General features: G+C 61.0%; 16 protein-coding genes. 9 read left to right on the forward strand and 7 right to left on the reverse strand.

All coding sequences use genetic code 11. The features are described from left to right. Positions 1-118: 118 nt before the first annotated feature. Positions 119-1,381, reverse strand: coding sequence for a murein hydrolase activator EnvC family protein (locus ACFSJC_RS13255; protein ID WP_386027394.1), 1,263 nt, complete (start codon positions 1,379-1,381; stop codon positions 119-121). A gap of 210 nt (positions 1,382-1,591) precedes the next feature. On the opposite strand from ACFSJC_RS13255, the gene ACFSJC_RS13260 reads away from it, so the two are divergent. The 4 genes from ACFSJC_RS13260 to ACFSJC_RS13275 all read left to right on the forward strand — a co-directional run bounded on the left by ACFSJC_RS13260 (position 1,592) and on the right by ACFSJC_RS13275 (position 4,105). Beyond that, complete coding sequence (locus ACFSJC_RS13260) at positions 1,592-1,894, forward strand: ArsR/SmtB family transcription factor (protein ID WP_007040883.1); 303 nt, start codon at positions 1,592-1,594, stop codon at positions 1,892-1,894. A 190-nt stretch (positions 1,895-2,084) separates the two neighbouring features. Further along, complete coding sequence (locus tag ACFSJC_RS13265; protein ID WP_386027395.1) at positions 2,085-2,516, forward strand: rhodanese-like domain-containing protein; 432 nt, start codon at positions 2,085-2,087, stop codon at positions 2,514-2,516. Positions 2,517-2,597: 81 nt separating this feature from the next. Next, entirely contained in the window at positions 2,598-3,080 is a 483-nt protein-coding gene (gene secB / locus ACFSJC_RS13270) for a protein-export chaperone SecB (RefSeq protein ID WP_386027396.1), read from the forward strand. Next, the gene (locus ACFSJC_RS13275) at positions 3,077-4,105 is read left to right on the forward strand and encodes an NAD(P)H-dependent glycerol-3-phosphate dehydrogenase (protein WP_386027397.1); all 1,029 of its coding nucleotides are present in this window, start codon (positions 3,077-3,079) and stop codon (positions 4,103-4,105) included. The genes secB and ACFSJC_RS13275 overlap by 4 nt, the downstream gene beginning before the upstream one ends. Positions 4,106-4,126: 21 nt before the next feature. Here ACFSJC_RS13275 and ACFSJC_RS13280 read toward each other — a convergent pair whose 3' ends face one another. Further along, the gene (locus tag ACFSJC_RS13280; RefSeq protein ID WP_386027398.1) at positions 4,127-4,615 is read right to left on the reverse strand and encodes a tRNA (cytidine(34)-2'-O)-methyltransferase; all 489 of its coding nucleotides are present in this window, start codon (positions 4,613-4,615) and stop codon (positions 4,127-4,129) included. Positions 4,616-4,751: 136 nt separating this feature from the next. On the opposite strand from ACFSJC_RS13280, the gene ACFSJC_RS13285 reads away from it, so the two are divergent. Next, positions 4,752-4,976 carry a hypothetical protein gene (locus ACFSJC_RS13285; protein ID WP_386027399.1) on the forward strand — a complete coding sequence of 75 codons (225 nt, stop codon included), beginning with the start codon at positions 4,752-4,754 and terminating at the stop codon, positions 4,974-4,976. Between the two features lie 93 nt (positions 4,977-5,069). Here the strand turns inward: ACFSJC_RS13285 and ACFSJC_RS13290 are convergent, their stop codons facing one another. The 5 genes from ACFSJC_RS13290 to ACFSJC_RS13310 form a co-directional block, all read right to left on the reverse strand. Continuing rightward, the gene (locus tag ACFSJC_RS13290) at positions 5,070-5,477 is read right to left on the reverse strand and encodes a hypothetical protein (RefSeq protein ID WP_386027400.1); all 408 of its coding nucleotides are present in this window, start codon (positions 5,475-5,477) and stop codon (positions 5,070-5,072) included. A 39-nt stretch (positions 5,478-5,516) separates the two neighbouring features. Continuing rightward, positions 5,517-6,950, reverse strand: coding sequence for a nitrogen regulation protein NR(I) (ntrC, locus tag ACFSJC_RS13295; RefSeq protein ID WP_386027401.1), 1,434 nt, complete (start codon positions 6,948-6,950; stop codon positions 5,517-5,519). Beyond that, positions 6,943-8,025, reverse strand: a complete 1,083-nt coding sequence (gene glnL / locus ACFSJC_RS13300) for a nitrogen regulation protein NR(II) (RefSeq protein WP_386027402.1) — start codon at positions 8,023-8,025, stop codon at positions 6,943-6,945. Before glnL ends, ntrC begins: the two co-directional genes overlap by 8 nt. Positions 8,026-8,396: 371 nt before the next feature. Continuing rightward, complete coding sequence (gene glnA / locus ACFSJC_RS13305) at positions 8,397-9,800, reverse strand: glutamate--ammonia ligase (protein WP_386027403.1); 1,404 nt, start codon at positions 9,798-9,800, stop codon at positions 8,397-8,399. 490 nt (positions 9,801-10,290) lie between these two features. Further along, a complete protein-coding gene (locus ACFSJC_RS13310) occupies positions 10,291-11,445 on the reverse strand; it encodes a cation diffusion facilitator family transporter (RefSeq protein ID WP_386027405.1) in 1,155 nt (384 codons plus the stop codon). A 345-nt stretch (positions 11,446-11,790) separates the two neighbouring features. Between ACFSJC_RS13310 and glyQ the strand changes: the two genes are divergently transcribed. From glyQ to ACFSJC_RS13330, 4 genes are read left to right on the forward strand one after another with little or no spacing between them, the layout of a single operon-like run. Further along, positions 11,791-12,696 (forward strand): glycine--tRNA ligase subunit alpha, encoded by a 906-nt coding sequence (gene glyQ, locus ACFSJC_RS13315; protein ID WP_386027406.1) that lies wholly within the window; start codon positions 11,791-11,793, stop codon positions 12,694-12,696. 7 nt (positions 12,697-12,703) lie between these two features. Then, entirely contained in the window at positions 12,704-14,788 is a 2,085-nt protein-coding gene (glyS, locus tag ACFSJC_RS13320) for a glycine--tRNA ligase subunit beta (protein WP_386027407.1), read from the forward strand. Beyond that, a complete protein-coding gene (gene gmhB, locus ACFSJC_RS13325; RefSeq protein WP_386027423.1) occupies positions 14,788-15,375 on the forward strand; it encodes a D-glycero-beta-D-manno-heptose 1,7-bisphosphate 7-phosphatase in 588 nt (195 codons plus the stop codon). The genes glyS and gmhB overlap by 1 nt, the downstream gene beginning before the upstream one ends. Continuing rightward, entirely contained in the window at positions 15,372-16,112 is a 741-nt protein-coding gene (locus ACFSJC_RS13330) for a lysophospholipid acyltransferase family protein (protein ID WP_386027408.1), read from the forward strand. Before gmhB ends, ACFSJC_RS13330 begins: the two co-directional genes overlap by 4 nt. Positions 16,113-16,146 lie beyond the last annotated feature (34 nt).

Genomic DNA, 16,146 nt, shown 5'->3' on the forward strand with positions numbered 1-16,146 from the left:
GCGACACATCGAGATGGTGGCGAAGGATCGCATGTTTTCATTCGCCTCGACAGTGCGCGGTGGGTTTCGTCTTGGACCGCGATCGGCGGCAAATGTCCCTGCGCTTCGACATGGACGATCAGCTATGGGTGCCAGAGCCGGTGCACCATTGCGCCGGATCCTGCGGCTTCCCCATACGACGGATGGCGAAATAGAGTACCGCTTTGCTCCGCCCCCCGCTGTTTCCTCCTAGGGCGATAATGTCGCCGCCAGAGACCCACTCGCCCACCTCGCGCATCAATGCTTCGTTGTGACCGTAGAGGGTCATGAAGCCATCTCCATGGTCGATGACCATCAACAGGCCAAACCCCCGCAGCCAATCGGCATAGACGACACGCCCACCGCTGACCGCACGGACCTCTTCGCCCTCCCGAGCCGCCAGCAGGACGCCGTCCCAGGCGACCTCGGAGTCCTCCTTTCGGCTCCCGAAGGAGGCGACGATCCGGCCTTCGAGCAGCGGCCAGGGGAGTCTGCCCTTGCGTTTCTCGAAGGGCTCGCGGCGGATGTCCAGCTCGGCCCGGATCTGGGCGCGTTGACGCAGATGCTCGATCAGTCGCTTGAGCGATTCGGCATCCTTCTTGAGCGTCTCCAGGGTTTCGGAGCGGCTGGCGATGGTCGCTTCCAGTTGCTTCAGAACCTTGGCGCGCTCCTGCTTAGCGACCTCCAAACGCTGACGGGTCGCCTCCTGGCTCTTGGCGAGCTTGGCGAGCCGCTTGGCCTCCTCCTCCGCGTCCCGAGCCAGTCGGGCAAGACGGTCGGCCGACTCCTGTACGGCCTGGATGCGCTTCATGCGCTCGCGGTTGAAATAGGCGAAATAGGACATGACCCGGCTGGCTTCGGTCGGATCCTGCTGATTGAGCAACAGCCTCAAACGGTCTGCGCGTCCCATGACGTAGGCGGTGCGCACGAGCTCGGCCAGCAGGACCAATTGCTTGTCGAGGGCCTGGCGCTCCTCCGCTTGGCGTGCCCGCAGCTCGGCTGCGATCCGGGTGTGCTCGGCGACGAGACGCTGGAGCTCGCGATTCGCGAGGGCGAGTTCCGCGACGTTGCGCTCACGGGCCTCCAGCTCCAGGATCATGGCGCGCCGATCCTCTCGACGGCCGATCAGATCCTGTCCGATGGACTCCACTTTGCGTTCGATATCCATCAGATCGCGCTGACGTGCATCCAGGCTCGGATCGCTGTCCTCCGCGAGGGTTGCCGAGCAGACGCACAGTGAAACGGCCAGGATGAGGAATCCTTGCGGGAACTGGATGCCAAATCGCCGATGGAGACGATCCAGGCCTGAGTGGAGTCGGGGCTGGGCTTGAGTCCTACGTCGGGAATCGGCGGCATTGCGCATCGCGATAAGCTCCAGATCTTCTCCGCCCGGTGGATCCTAGTGATACTTGGATCGTGCCGGAGCCAAGCCCCGACGCGAACGCTTCGCGGGCGAGCGGAAAAAAGTTTATTATTGTATGGTGATAAGTCGATCAGATGCGATTCAATGGGTAATGACGTGAGCCATCCTCCACGCCCGATTTTGAACCTTTCGGCAACGGACAGCGAGGCGATGGATTTGTTTGCGGACGACGCAGACATCGAGCGCGCCTCGCGGTCGCTCAAGGCGATGTCGCATCCGTTGCGCCTGAAAATCCTCTGCACCTTGGGCGATCAGGAGATCAGCGTCCAAGAAATCGTGGGGCACGTCGGGACGTCACAGAGCAACATCTCTCAGCATCTGGCCATTCTGCGCGACAAGGGCATTCTGGCATCGCGAAAGGATGCCAATCGCGTCTACTACCGCGTCAGCGACGGCCGAACGCTACGCCTGATCGGGATGATGCGTGAGGTCTTCTGTCATCACACGCGCTAGATTTCCCCGCTCGCGCCGCCGAGGCGGGGTGACGCCCGTTCTCGCGATCCTTATACTTCAGCGCCTTTAGAATCCGCTCGGCCTTGTGTATCACCGGGTGGCATGGGCGCACGAGGTTTTCCAGCGTGGTCCGTCGCTGCCGTCATTAACGCGGGGCCGCTACGCTACCTGTTAACGAGACAGCATCAACATGGCGCTATTGAATCAGCTCATCGAATTCGTCGGAAATCATTGGTTTCTCTTTGTGGCGTTGGTCGTGATCGCCGGGTTGCTGATCTACAATCTGATCGTCGGCAGCAAGGGCTCCGCAGGTCCCCTGCAGGCCACCGAGATGATGAATCACAAGGACGCGGTCGTCATCGACGTGCGTCCCGCTGCGGATTTCGCTCAGGGCCACATCATCAACGCCATCAACATCCCGATGAACGGGTTCAAGAACCAGATGGCCACCCTGAACAAATACAAGGGTCGCCCCATCATTGTGAACTGCCGGTCCGGGTCTCAATCCTCGGTTGCCTGCGCTCAGCTTCGCAAGGCGGGTTTCGAGGAGGTCTACAACCTCCAGGGCGGCATCATGGCGTGGGAGACGGCGAGTCTGCCCCTGACCAAGAAGAAGCGTTGACGCCGCCGTCCGCCTCGGACATTTCCTCGCCCTCGATTTCACCGGAAACACCTCACCTCACAGAAACCAGGACATCGAAATATGGCAGAAAACGAACAGCCATCCGCAGAGCGTCAGTTTTCCGTTCAGCGCATCTACACCAAGGACGTCTCCTTCGAGTCTCCGAACGCCCCCCAGATCTTTCGTGGCGAGTGGAACCCGAAGCACGAGATGAATCTCAACACCAAGGTCAATCCGCTCGATAACAACATCTTCGAGGTGGTGCTGTCCGTCACGGTCAATGCGAAGGTCGATGACAAGGTCGCATTCGTCGTCGAGGTGCAGCAGGCAGGCATTTTCAGCGCCAACGGCTTCTCCGAGGAAGAAATGGGACCGCTGCTCGGCGCCTATTGCCCAACCCTGCTCTTCCCCTATGCACGTGAAGTCGTGACGGATCTGGTCGTGAAGGGCAGCTATCCCCAGCTGGTCCTTCAGCACGTGAACTTCGACCTGCTGTACGCTCAGCATCAGAAACAGGCCGCAGAGCAAGGCCAGGCCGGCGGCGCTCAGCCGAGCCACCATTGAGCAAAGAGGTCGGCGTGAACGGCTCGACGAAGGCGACGGTCGCGCTGCTGGGGCCAGGTTCCTGGGGAACCGCCCTGGCTCTCCAACTCTGCCGCAACGGTCATCGGGTCCGTTTGTGGGGGCATGAGGCCGCTCAGGTCGAGGCCATCCGGCGTGACAGCGAGAATCGGCAGTTCCTGCCGGGCTTTCCCCTGCCCTCGGAGCTGATTCCGACCGATTCGCTCGACGAAGCGCTCTCGGATGCGACCGATTGTCTGGTCGTTGTTCCCAGCATGGCCTTCGAGTCGGTCGCTTCGGCCCTAGCGGAGCGCCTTCCCCAGGACATGGGCGTCGCCTGGGCGACCAAGGGTCTGGATTCGCGCTCCGGTCAGTTGCTGCATACGATCGCCCGAGAGTGCCTCGGCGATCGCCCACTTGCCGTCGCGTCCGGTCCCAGCTTCGCTTTGGAGGTCGCGCGGGGCCTGCCCACGGCCATCACGGTCGCCTCCTCGTCCGAGAGCTTCGCCGAGCGGATCGCATTGCTGCTTCACGGCGACCGCTTCCGTGCCTATACGAGCTCGGACATGGTGGGTGTCGAGATGTGCGGTGCCGCCAAGAACGTGCTCGCCATCGCGACCGGCATCGCCGATGGACTGGGCTTTGGCGCCAACACCCGGGCGGCGATCATCACGCGCGGGCTCGCCGAGCTCATTCGGGTTGGAACGGCGCTCGGTGGCCGGACCGAGACCTTCATGGGGCTCGCCGGAATCGGCGATCTGGTTCTGACCTGCACCGATAACCAATCGCGCAATCGGCGCATGGGTTTGGCCCTCGCGAGCGGCAAGGGGATCGAGCAGGCGAAGTCCGAGATCGGTCAGGAGGTTGAGGGGGTCGTGACCGCACTGGCCATTCACCGGCTCTCGGAGCGGCTCGGCATCGAGATGCCGATCAGCGAGCAGGTCTACCGGGTCCTCTACGATGGGATCTCGCCGGAACAGGCCACCAAGGCGCTGCTGGAACGCGACCCGAAACCCGAATTCGGCTGAGATCGAATCCGCGACGCTCGATCAGGGTGTCGCGGTCTCTGGACGTCGCCCCGCCCCCTCGAATCCAAGCTGACGCCAGGCCTCGAACAGGATCACCGCGACCGAGTTCGACAGGTTCAGGCTCCTGTTGTCCGGACGCATCGGGACATAGAGCCGCCGGTCGCCAGCAATCTCCTCTAGAATCTCGCTGGGTAGACCGCGCGTTTCAGGTCCGAACAGAAAGGCATCTCCCTCCCGATAGGTCGGTTCCGTATGGGCGACCGTCCCTCGCGTCGTTGCGGCGAAGATGCGCGACGGGGCGATCTGTTCGAGACAGGCGTCGAGCGAGTCATGCAGCCGCACATCCGCCCATTCGCGATAATCCAGTCCCGCCCTGCGAAGCAGTCGATCGTCGAGCGAAAACCCGAGCGGTCGAGTCAGGTGCAGACGAGCGCCGACATTGACGCTCAAACGCATGATGTTGCCGGTATTGGGCGGAATTTCCGGCTGATAGAGGATGATATCGAACATGGGCGAAGGGGCGGGCTCGTTCGGGATGCGATGTCTTTGAGTTGACTGTTTTTCCGAGTCCCATGATATATTAAAAAATCCGTATCTACCGAAACTGCCTTGCATCTTCGGTTTATTCATGATGGGGGACACATCCATGACCGATATCGCGGCGCTGAAACAAGAAAAGCAAGATCTGATCGACAAGATGCTCGAAATGCAGAAGAAATTCATCGCTTACGAGCACGAGAACGGCGTCTCAGGAAAGGACTACTGGGCATCGACCGAAGGATTGCTGGCGGACTACCGTCAGGAGTATCAGGAGATGGCTACTCGCGTCGTGGATCTCGCCCATGAGATCGTCGGCTCCGCCCGCTTCTGAGCGAGGGGCTCCGCGGCACACGCGGAACGAGACGAGCGAAACGAAAAACCCGCGCCGAGGCGCGGGTTTTTCGTTATTAGGATGGAGATCGGATCAGGCGCTTCCGTTCGATCGGAGATGCTCGATGTATTTGGGCGTCTCGCGCATCAGGAGACGAATGGCGGTTCCCGTTGCGACGAGACGGGATTCGAGACCAGAGAAGCCGAGCTCGCAGCGGACGTGACCACGGCTGTCGAGCGGAATGGGGATCATGTCTCGGTAGGTGTAGATGTTCTCCTCGATGTCGCCTCCGGAGCAGATCAAGGGACAATCGGGCGTTTCCCCCTCTAGAACCGCCCCATCGATCATCAGGCTTCCGGCCTGCCACCAGCGCGTCCGTTCGTGCGAACCCGTCATCGTCTTGATCAGATAGGCGCGCGAGAACTCGATGGTCAACAGACCGTCTCGACAATCGATCGCTGCGATCTCCGAACCCTTCAGCTCGATGCTGATGTTATCCAATAGCGGTCTCCATAAAGTGCCGACCCATCGTGTTGGGTATCAATGTTCGTTCGAGAGGGCCTCGGACGTCTCGTTGTCCGTATCCAGCCCCAGTTCCTTGATCTTGCGTGTCAAGGTGTTGCGCCCCCATCCGAGCAAGCGCGCGGCCTCCTGGCGCCGCCCACCGGTATGCTCCAGCGCGGTCTGGATGAGGACCTGCTCGAAGGCGGGCAATGCGGTGTCCAGGATATTCTCCCTGCCCTGCTTGAGGCTCTGTCTCGCCCAGCGCCGAAAGACGCTCTCCCAGGATTCGTCGGCCACCTGGTTGGGAAAGGAGGCGTTGAGCTCCGGCGGCAGATCCTCGGCATGGATGTGCTTGCTCGATGCCATGACCGTCACCCAGCGAGCCGTATTCTCCAACTGACGCACGTTCCCTGGCCAGTCCAGTCGCTTGAGGTGCTCGATCGCGTCGGCCAGCAGAACCTTTGGTTCGCAGCTCAACTCCTGCGCGGCCTGGGCCAGGAAATGACGCATGAGAAGCGGAACGTCCTCGCGCCGATCGCGCAGCGCAGGGAGATGGATCCGGATCACGTTCAAGCGGTGGAACAGGTCTTCGCGAAAACGGCCCTGTCGAACCAGATCTTCCAAGTTCTGATGAGTCGCCGCGATGATGCGCACATCGACCTTGATGGGGGAGATACCGCCGACACGATAGAATTCGCCATCGGCGAGCACTCGCAGCAGGCGCGTCTGGAGTTCGGCGGGCATGTCGCCGATCTCGTCGAGGAACAGCGTGCCGCCATCGGCCTGCTCGAAACGTCCCTCTCGACGCGCCTGAGCGCCGGTGAAGGAGCCGCGCTCGTGACCGAACAGCTCCGACTCCAACAGATCGCGTGGGATCGCCGCCATGTTCAGGGCGATGAAGGGACAATCGCTGCGCGGGCTGTGACGATGCAGCGCATGCGCGACCAACTCCTTGCCCGTGCCGGACTCCCCGTTGATGAGGACCGTAATGTTGGATCGCGCCAAACGTCCGATGGCGCGAAACACATCCTGCATCGCGGGCGCCTCGCCGATGATGTCCGGCCCCTTCGGCGCACTGATCTCCTCGGTGCGATCCTCGCGGCCGCGTCTGCAGGCCCGCCTGACCTGGGAGACCGCCTCGTCCAGATCGAACGGCTTCGGCAGATATTCGAACGCCCCGCCGTGAAAGGCCGATACGGCGCTGTCCAGATCGGAGTGGGCCGTCATGATAATGACCGGCAGCCCCGGATAGCGGGCGGAGACCTGGCGGAGCAGATCTAGACCATCGACGCCGGGCATGCGGATATCGGTGAGGATGACATCCGGTTGCTCCTGCTGCAGGGCCTCCATGACGCCCACCCCGTTCGAAAAGCAGGTGACGTTCATCTCAGCCTTGCGCATGGCTCGATCCAGCACCCAGCGAATCGAGCGATCGTCATCGATGACCCACACCTTGGGCTCTCTATTCATGGTCGCACTCCAGGGGCAGGTAGACACAAAAGGTCGTCTCTCCGGGTCGACTCTCGCATTCGATGAGCCCACCGTGCTGGTTGATCAGTTCTTGCGCGATCGACAGACCCAGACCGGTTCCGCCCTGGCGCCCGGAAACCATCGGAAAGAAAATCTGATCGCGAATCTCTTCGGGGATTCCCGGTCCGTTGTCACGCATCTGGGTCAGCAGAACCAGGCGGTGACGCCGATTGCCGATCGTGAACTGGCGCAGGACGCGGGTTCGGAATTCGACACAACCGTCGAGCCCGGCCGCTGCTGCGGCATTGCGGGCGAGATTGAGGAACGCCTGGATCAGGCGGTCTTGATCGGCCATGAAATCCGGGATGCTCGGGTCATAGTCGCGCAGCATCACGGGGCCACGCGGGAATTCAGCCAGCAGCAGCCCTCGGACGTGCTCGATGACGTCGTGAATGTTGAGCATTCCGCGACGCGGCATGAGATTCGGACCGATCATCCGGTTCATCAGCGCCTGAAGCCGGTCCGCCTCTTCGATGATGATCCGGGTGTATTCGCGCAATGCGGGGTCTGGCAGTTCCTGTTCGAGTAGCTGAGCCGCTCCACGCAGTCCACCAAGCGGATTTTTGATCTCGTGGGCGAGTCCCTTGATCAGCGCCTGCGCCGCCTGATGCTGGGTCAGCAGTTGCTCCTCGCGGGTGATGCGGAGTTGGCGATCAACTTGATAGAGCTCGACCAGCAGTTCATCGCCTGCATCATCATGATGCAAAGGCAGAACCGTACAGTTCACCGTTTTGGTGCGTCCGTCCGCGACTGTGATGTTGATCTCCCGTTCGGTGAAGGGGTGGCGGGAGTTCAGCGCAGCGGTGAGGCGTTCCAAGGCATGGTTTCCAGGACAGGGCAAAAGCACGCCCGCCGTTTGCCCGATCAGGTGGCGCGAACTGACCTCGAACAGAATTTCGGTCGCCGGATTGATGTACCGAAGGGTTAAGTCCTTGTCAAACAGCATCACTGCCGTATTGAGATGATCCAGAATCATCCTCTCAATGGCCGGTCTGACCGTTGGCGGAATCGTCATGAGGCGTAATCCAGATAGATGTTCGCTGCGTCGTCGCTCGTTGACGAAATCGGTTTCGATCCTGAACCGAAGGTGAGTGGCAACGACGAGGTGATTCGATCATGTCTAAGGATCGGGATCCTGACCTATAAAAGCAATAAGCGAGCCAAGTTTTAGGCTTGGGGGCGATTCCGCATGCTGGAGGATCGGGAGTGCTTTCGCGCCCGAATAGCGACGAAACGCATCGCTGCGAGGGGGCTATCGAGGGACGCCCGGCATATGCAGGCGAACGGAGGGTTTGGTGCAGTCGCCCAGTGTGGCGATAGGACGGGCGGATATTGGGTGCGTCCATGCACCCGGTCATTCTTAATACCGAATGACGATCGATCCGATCAGAGGCTGTAGTACATGTCGAACTCGACGGGGTGCGTCGTCATCCGCAGCCGGGTCACTTCATCCATCTTCAGCTTAATGTAGCTGTCGATCAGGTCGTCGGAGAAGACGCCGCCAGCGGTCAGGAACTCGCGGTCCTTGTCGAGTGCTTCCAGGGCCATGTCGAGCGAGGAGCACACGGTCGGGATAGCCTTCGCCTCTTCGGCCGGCAGGTCGTAGAGGTCCTTGTCCATTGAGTCGCCGGGATGGATCTTGTTCATGATGCCGTCGAGACCGGCCAGCATCATCGCGGAGAACGACAGATAGGGGTTACCGGTCGAGTCGGGAAAACGCACCTCGATGCGACGGCCCTTGGGGCTGGCGCAGTGCGGGATACGGATCGACGCCGAACGGTTGCGAGCCGAGTAGGCCAGCATGACCGGAGCCTCGAAGCCGGGGACCAGACGCTTGTAGGAATTGGTCGAGGCGTTGGTCAGGGCGTTCAGTGCACGGGCGTGCTTGATGATGCCGCCGATGTAGTAGAGCGCGTTGTCGGACAGACCGGCGTACTTGTCGCCTGCGAAGAGGTTCTGGCCATCCTTCGACAGGGACTGGTGGACGTGCATGCCGTTGCCGTTGTCGCCGACCAGCGGCTTGGGCATGAAGGTCACTGTCTTGCCATAGGCGTGAGCGACGTTCTGGATGACGTACTTGAGGATCTGGTTCTGGTCGGCGCGGGCCACCAGGGTGTCGAACTTGGTGCCGATCTCACACTGACCTGCGGTCGCCACTTCGTGGTGATGAACCTCGACCCCAACGCCCATCTCTTCGAGGGTGAGACACATGGCCGCACGCAGATCGTTGAGGGAGTCGACCGGGGGAACCGGGAAGTAACCACCCTTGACGCCAGGACGATGACCCATGTTGCCGTCGGGGAAGACGCGCTCGGAATTCCAGCCGGCCTCTTCGGAGTCGATCTTATAGAAGGAACCCGACATGTCGGAGCCCCAACGGACGTCGTCGAGGACGAAGAATTCCGGCTCGGGCCCGAAATAGGCGGTGTCGGCGATACCGGTGGACTTGAGGTAAGCCTCGGCGCGCTTGGCGACGGAACGCGGATCGCGCTCGTAGCCGATCATGGTGTCCGGTTCGAGGATGTCGCAGCGGATGATCAGGGTGTTCTCGTCGGAGAAGGGGTCGATGACCGCAGTGTCCGCCTCGGGCATGAGCACCATGTCGGATGCCTCGATGCCTTTCCAGCCGGCGATCGACGAACCGTCGAACATCTTGCCGTCCTTGAACATGTCTTCGTCGATGACACTGGCGGGCATGGAGACGTGCTGCTCCTTGCCGCGAGTATCCGTGAAGCGAAGGTCGACGAACTTCACTTCGTTGTCTTTGATCATCTTAATGACATCTGTCATTTGGCAGTCTCCGATGCAGTTTTCTCAAAATCTGTTCCGGCAGACGCGATTCTGGACGCCGAGTCGAGAGACGGGCTCACAGAAGGCATCGCACCCGGCGCCGGAGCGTAACAGGTCGCCGATTGAGTTGCACGAGCCGCTATCGAAATCCCTGAAGAGGTCGGATGGAGCCGTCGGCTCTGTCCGCGAGGGGACTCGGGGTTGGGCGGTTGGCCCACTCAATGGTCTCGCTGGCCGTATGCAATGAATACGCCAAGCATCCGCCTTGTCAGGTGGCTCGGGTTGACCTCATGGTTCGGGGATGGAGGCATGCGCACTAACGGTCTAATAGGATGATTTAATTGGGATATACCTTGCATAAGGTGCCGACGCTACCTGGTTGCGATCCCGTATGGATGAGTGGTCATCAGACGCTGCGGCACATGCGAGCCCAGAATTGCACCAATAACGTACCTGATGACGAGCGAGCGCACCAATATAGCGCATAAAGTCACCCATAGTAGATCCGAACACGCCCGAAGGCCGGTTCTTGGGCCAGGGCGTTCTGGAGCTCGTTCCTCAAACCGGAGGGATCCCAGCCCTTTCTCAGGCAAGCCGATATCGGCAAATAGACGTCGATATCGATTTTGCCTCCCAGATAGTGGAAGACGACACGCTCGCGTTCGCAAGCCGCCGGAATCGCCGACCAGGCCGAGGCGATGATGGCCAGCGCCTCGGCGCGAAGTGGCAGAAGCGGACCGGCCGGAATGGTCTCATCGTCCTCTGGATCGATATGCACCGTGACGTCCGTGATCTCGGCAATCTGACGTTTCAGGCGCTGCTCCACCAGAACGCTGACCATATGCCCCTCCGAAACGCTGACGTAGGGATCGACCAGGACGTGAACGTCGGCCGAGGCCCGCCCGCCGGAGCGCCGGGTTCGCAGCATATGGATGGAACGGACGCCGCCGACCGAACAGATGGTATCCGTGACGTCTTTCAGACGAGAGGCCTCCAGTCCGGTGTCGACCAGTTCGTTGGTTGCCTCCCAGCCGAGCTCCCAGGCGATCTTGGCAATCATGACCGCGACGAGGATGGCGGCGATGGCGTCCAGATAGGGAAGTCCGGCCATGGTGCCGAGAACGCCGATGAAGACCACGATCGAGGAGATGGCGTCGGAGCGATGATGCCAGGCATTGGCTCTCAGCAGATCCGACTTGACCCGCTTGGCATAGCCGAGGGTCCACCAATAGAGCCATTCCTTCACGCCGATCGAAAACAGGCTCACGACCAAGGCGGAGAGTTCTGGGCGAAGGAGTTCTTCGGGCTGAAAGAGTCGCTCGGCGGCATCCCAGCCGATACCGATGGCGACGCCGAACAGCAGGAACCCCAAAGCGAGGGTCGCGACCGTCTCGTAGCGTGCGTGGCCGTAGGGATGATCGCGATCCGCCTCCTGGCTCGCATGGTGGCCGGCGATGAGGACCAGCAGATCGGAGAGCAGATCGGAGAGCGAATGGATGCCGTCGGCGATGAGCGCCTGGGAATGGCCGAGCTGCCCCACGACCACCTTGAGCACCGACAGAAGAAGATTGACGATGGCGCCACCCACAGCCGTGCGGGTCACTGCCTGAGTGCGGTCGATCTGAGTTTGGTTTTCCTTGGACACGGTACTCGGTCGTCGAGACGAATGTTGGAGCGAGCGGCTCAGTATAGCGGAGCCAGGGTGTCACGCGGTGTATGAGACGTGCCTCTCGGGGTGGGTCGACCTTGGCGTGATTCGCGCCGAGGGACGCCTGGAGAACGCGAGACCCGTCTCGACCCAAGAAGTCTTCCCTTGGTCGGCGGTGGGCGCACGGCGCGCGACGCCGAGGGGTATCCTATTGGCTCCAATGCAATGGAACCCGTTTTTCCCCACAGGCCCGCACCGAATTTCCGCCCTGCCGGCACGGACGAATCGGCGACCGAATATACTGCAGGATTTTTCCACATAACCTGGATGAAGGAGACCCCTTTGAATCTAGAATCCGAGGATCTCGGGACCTTTCAAGGTCTCATATTTGCACTGCAACGATACTGGGCCGAGTTGGGCTGCGTCATCGTTCAGCCGCTGGACATGGAGGTCGGAGCCGGCACCTTCCATCCGTCCACCTTTCTGCGCTCGATCGGCCCCGAGCCATGGCGAAGCGCCTACGTTCAACCGTCGCGCCGACCGACCGACGGCCGCTACGGCGAGAACCCAAACCGACTGCAGCACTATTACCAGTTCCAGGTGGTGCTCAAGCCGTCACCGATCGACATCCAGGATCTCTATCTGAGCTCGCTCCGTCGCCTGGGACTGGATCCCTCGGTGCACGATATTCGCTTCGTCGAGGACAACTGGGAATCGCCGACACTCGGTGCCTGGGGTTTGGGCTGGGAGGTCTGGCTCAACGGGATGGAGGTGACTCAGTTCACCTACTTCCAACAGGTCGGCGGTCTGGACTGCCGTCCGGTCACCGGCGAGATCACCTACGGCCTCGAGCGCATCGCCATGTATCTGCAGAACGTGGAGAGCGTCTACGACCTGGTCTGGAGCCGCACGCCCGAGCGCACGGTCACCTATGGCGACGTCTTCCATCAGAACGAGGTCGAGCAGTCGACATACAACTTCGAGCATGCGGATGTCGCCGCACTGTTCGATCTGTTCGATACCTGCGAGCGCGTCAGCACCAGCCTGATCGAGAATGGACTGCCTCTGCCCGCCTACGATCAGGTCCTGAAGGCCTCGCATACCTTCAATCTGCTGGACGCGCGCGGTGCCATCTCGGTCACGGAGCGTCAGCGATTCATCCTTCGGGTGAGGGCGCTGTCTCGGGCGGTCGCACAGGCCTATTACGAAAAACGGGAAGCGCTCGGCTTCCCCATGTTGACGCAGTGATTGGGAGATGATTTTGGATACATTCGCTGACCTCTTGATCGAGATAGGGACGGAGGAACTCCCGCCGATCGCCCTGCCGAAGCTCTCCAAGGCCTTCGCCGATGCGGTGGGATCCCAGTTCGAGGGCTACGGGATTTCGTACCGCGCCATCGAGCGATTCGCGACGCCAAGACGTCTGGCCGTCTTGGTGCGGGACCTCCAGACCCGTCAGGCGGATCAGGAGAGCGTGCGCCGAGGTCCCGCCGTGCGAGCGGCGTTCGACGCTTCGGGAAACCCGACGCCCGCAGCCCAAGGGTTCGCGCGTTCCTGTGGCGTCGAGGTAACGGATCTGGGACGGGAGGTGTCCGAAAAGGGCGAGTGGCTCATCTACAAGAGCCTGATCCCGGGTCAAGACACGGCGACCTTGGTGCCAGACGTCGCAGAAAAGGCACTCGCGGCCCTACCGATCCCCAAGCGCATGCGCTGGGGCGCTGGCAACGAGGAATTCGTGCGTCCGGTGCATTGGGTGTGTCTGGTTATTGGCGCGACCCCGATCGAGGGTTCCGTGCTCGGTCTGACCTCGGCCCCGGTCACCTACGGGCATCGCTTCCATCATCCCGATGCCATCACGATCGAAGAGGCGGCGAGCTACGAAGCGCGTCTAAGCGCCGAGGCTTATGTCGTACCCTCATTCGAGGCCCGTAAGACATCGATCGAAAAGCAAATCCGGACCATGGCCTCCGAGCAGGGGTTGGTTCCACGTATCGATCCGGGTCTGTTGGAGGAGGTCGCTGCGCTGGTCGAATGGCCTCAGACTCTACTCTGTCATTTCGACGAGAAATTTCTGGAGATCCCTCCTGAGGTTCTGATCGAGACGATGCAGACCAACCAGAAATATTTTCCCGTCGAAGATGCCGAGGGGAGACTTCAGTCGGCCTTCATCGTCGTCACCAACCTGGAGAGCCAGGATCCCGATCGGGTCCGCGAAGGCAACGAGCGCGTCATTCGCCCCCGATTCTCCGACGCCGCCTTTTTCTGGTCGCAGGATATCAAGCAGCCGCTTGACGCCTTCGCTCAGCGACTGGAGACGGTCGTCTTTCAAGAGAAGCTGGGAACCATCGCGGACAAGAGCGCCCGCGTCGCCCGTTTGGGGCGTCATCTGGCAGCCAGCGTCCAGGCCGATCCCGAACTGGTGCAGCGCGCGGCCGAACTTGCCAAGTGCGATCTGGTGAGTTCGATGGTCTATGAGTTTCCTGGTCTGCAGGGAATCATGGGGCAGTACTACGCGGCGCATTCCAACGAGGATCCCTGTGTCTGCAGCGCCATGCAGGAGCAGTATCTGCCGCGATTCGCTGGCGATGTCTTGCCTTCCAGTGCTTGCGGTCTAGCCCTGGCGATCGCGGATCGGATCGATACCCTCGTTGGCATCTTCGGTATCGGCTTGCGACCGACGGGGACGAAGGATCCCTATGCGCTCAGACGGGCCTCGATCGCCGTGCTGCGCATTCTCATCGAGACGCCCGTGGACCTCGATCTCAAGGATCTGCTGCAAACCGCAGCGGAGGGTTTCCCGGCGGGCGTCATTGCGGACGACACCTCCAGTACCGTGCTCGAGTATATGCTGGAGCGGCTGCACGGTTATTACGGCGATCGGGAGATTTCGGCCGATGTCGTGGACGCGGTGATCCAGGTCGGGGTAAGCAACGCTTTCGACATCGATCGACGCGTCGCCGCCGTATCCCGCTTCCAAACGCTGTCAGCGGCACCGGAACTCGCCGCCGCCAACAAGCGCATTCGCAACATCCTGGCGAAGGCCGACAGCGGGGCGATTGCGGATACTCGATTGGATTCGGACTTGCTTTCGGATCCAGCCGAAATCGCATTGGCCGACAAGGTCGCCGCTCTGAGGAGCCAGGTCCAGCCCCTGATCGAGAAGGGCAACTATGTGGAAACCTTGGAGTGTCTCGCCGATCTGAGGGCTGACATCGACCGCTTCTTCACCGATGTGATGGTGATGGCGGATGACGAGGCGGTCCGCAACAACCGTATCCGACTCCTGGCATCCGTCGCGGAGCTCTTTCTACAGGTGGCCGACATCTCTCGGCTTCAATGATGCGGTGTCCCGACTTGACCGGCCGGGCCGTCATTTTGGATCGCGATGGTGTCATCAACCAGGACTCCGACCGCTATATCCGCTGTCTGTCCGACTGGAGGCCGATCGCCGGCAGCATCGAAGCCATCGCGCGATTGTCTCGGGCCGGGTTGCGGATCGCGGTCGCGTCCAATCAGTCCGGGTTGGGTCGGGGCTATTTCTCCCTCGTCGATCTGAATGCAATGCACCAGCGGATGCGGGATCTGGTGTCGGCGCAAGGAGGCCGAATCGACATGATCGCCTTCTGTCCCCATACGCCGAGCGATGGGTGCCGCTGTCGGAAACCGGGAATCGCCTTGCTGGAGGAGATTGCCGAGCGACTGAGCCTGGACCTGGCTGGCGTGCCCTTCATCGGAGATTCGCTCTCGGATATTGAAGCGGCACGATCGGCCGGGGCCTTCCCGATCCTCGTTAGGACCGGAAAGGGCGAAAAGACGCTCGTCTCGCTCGACGATGAAAAGAACACCAAATGGGGTGCGAACCTGCCGATCTATCGAGATCTCGCAGCTGCGGCCGATGCCCTTTTGAACAACGAAGGTTGTCTATGATCCTACTTCGCTCGCTGTTATTTCAGATCTTCCTGATCGCTTCCAGTCTCTATTATTCGAGCGTCATCCTGATCCTGGACCTGATTCTTCGCAATCCACCGACCGATCGGCTGGGGAACGCCTGGGGATACGCCAATCTCTGGGCGCTTCGCACGTTCTGTCGTCTCGACTACCGAGTCAAGGGATTCGAGAACCTGCCACAAGAATCGGTCGTGGTGCTGGCGAAGCATCAGTCCGCCTGGGAAACGATCGCGCTGCGGGCGTTTCTGCCGTGCAATCAGACCTGGGTGCTGAAACAGGAACTGACGCAGATCCCGCTTTTCGGCTGGGCGCTGAAGCGTTTCCAATCCATCGCCATTCGACGCTCCGACGGCCGCAGGGCCATGAGCAAGCTGATTCGCGAGGGACAGGTGGCGGCTAAAAAGGGCCGCTGGATCATCGTGTTTCCGGAAGGAACGCGCGTTGCTCCCGGCACCCAGCAGCGTTATGAAATCGGTGGTGCCTTGCTCGCTGAGCGTTGCGACAAAGCGGTGATTCCCATCGCCCATAATGCCGGCGAGTTCTGGGGACGTAGGAGCATCCTGAAATATCCGGGGACCATCGACGTGGTGATCGGTCCACTCATGCAGACGGACGGCAAGAAGGCGACCGAAATCAATGCCGAGGTAGAGCATTGGATCGAGTCCACCGTGGCATCGCTTCCGGATCGGTTCGGTCAGCTGAAGACAGCTGTCTGAGGAGGGTGCGATCCTGCCGGGCGATTGAGTCCGG

This window comes from Thiorhodococcus fuscus, assembly GCF_042682685.1.
Lineage (GTDB): Bacteria > Pseudomonadota > Gammaproteobacteria > Chromatiales > Chromatiaceae > Imhoffiella > Imhoffiella fuscus.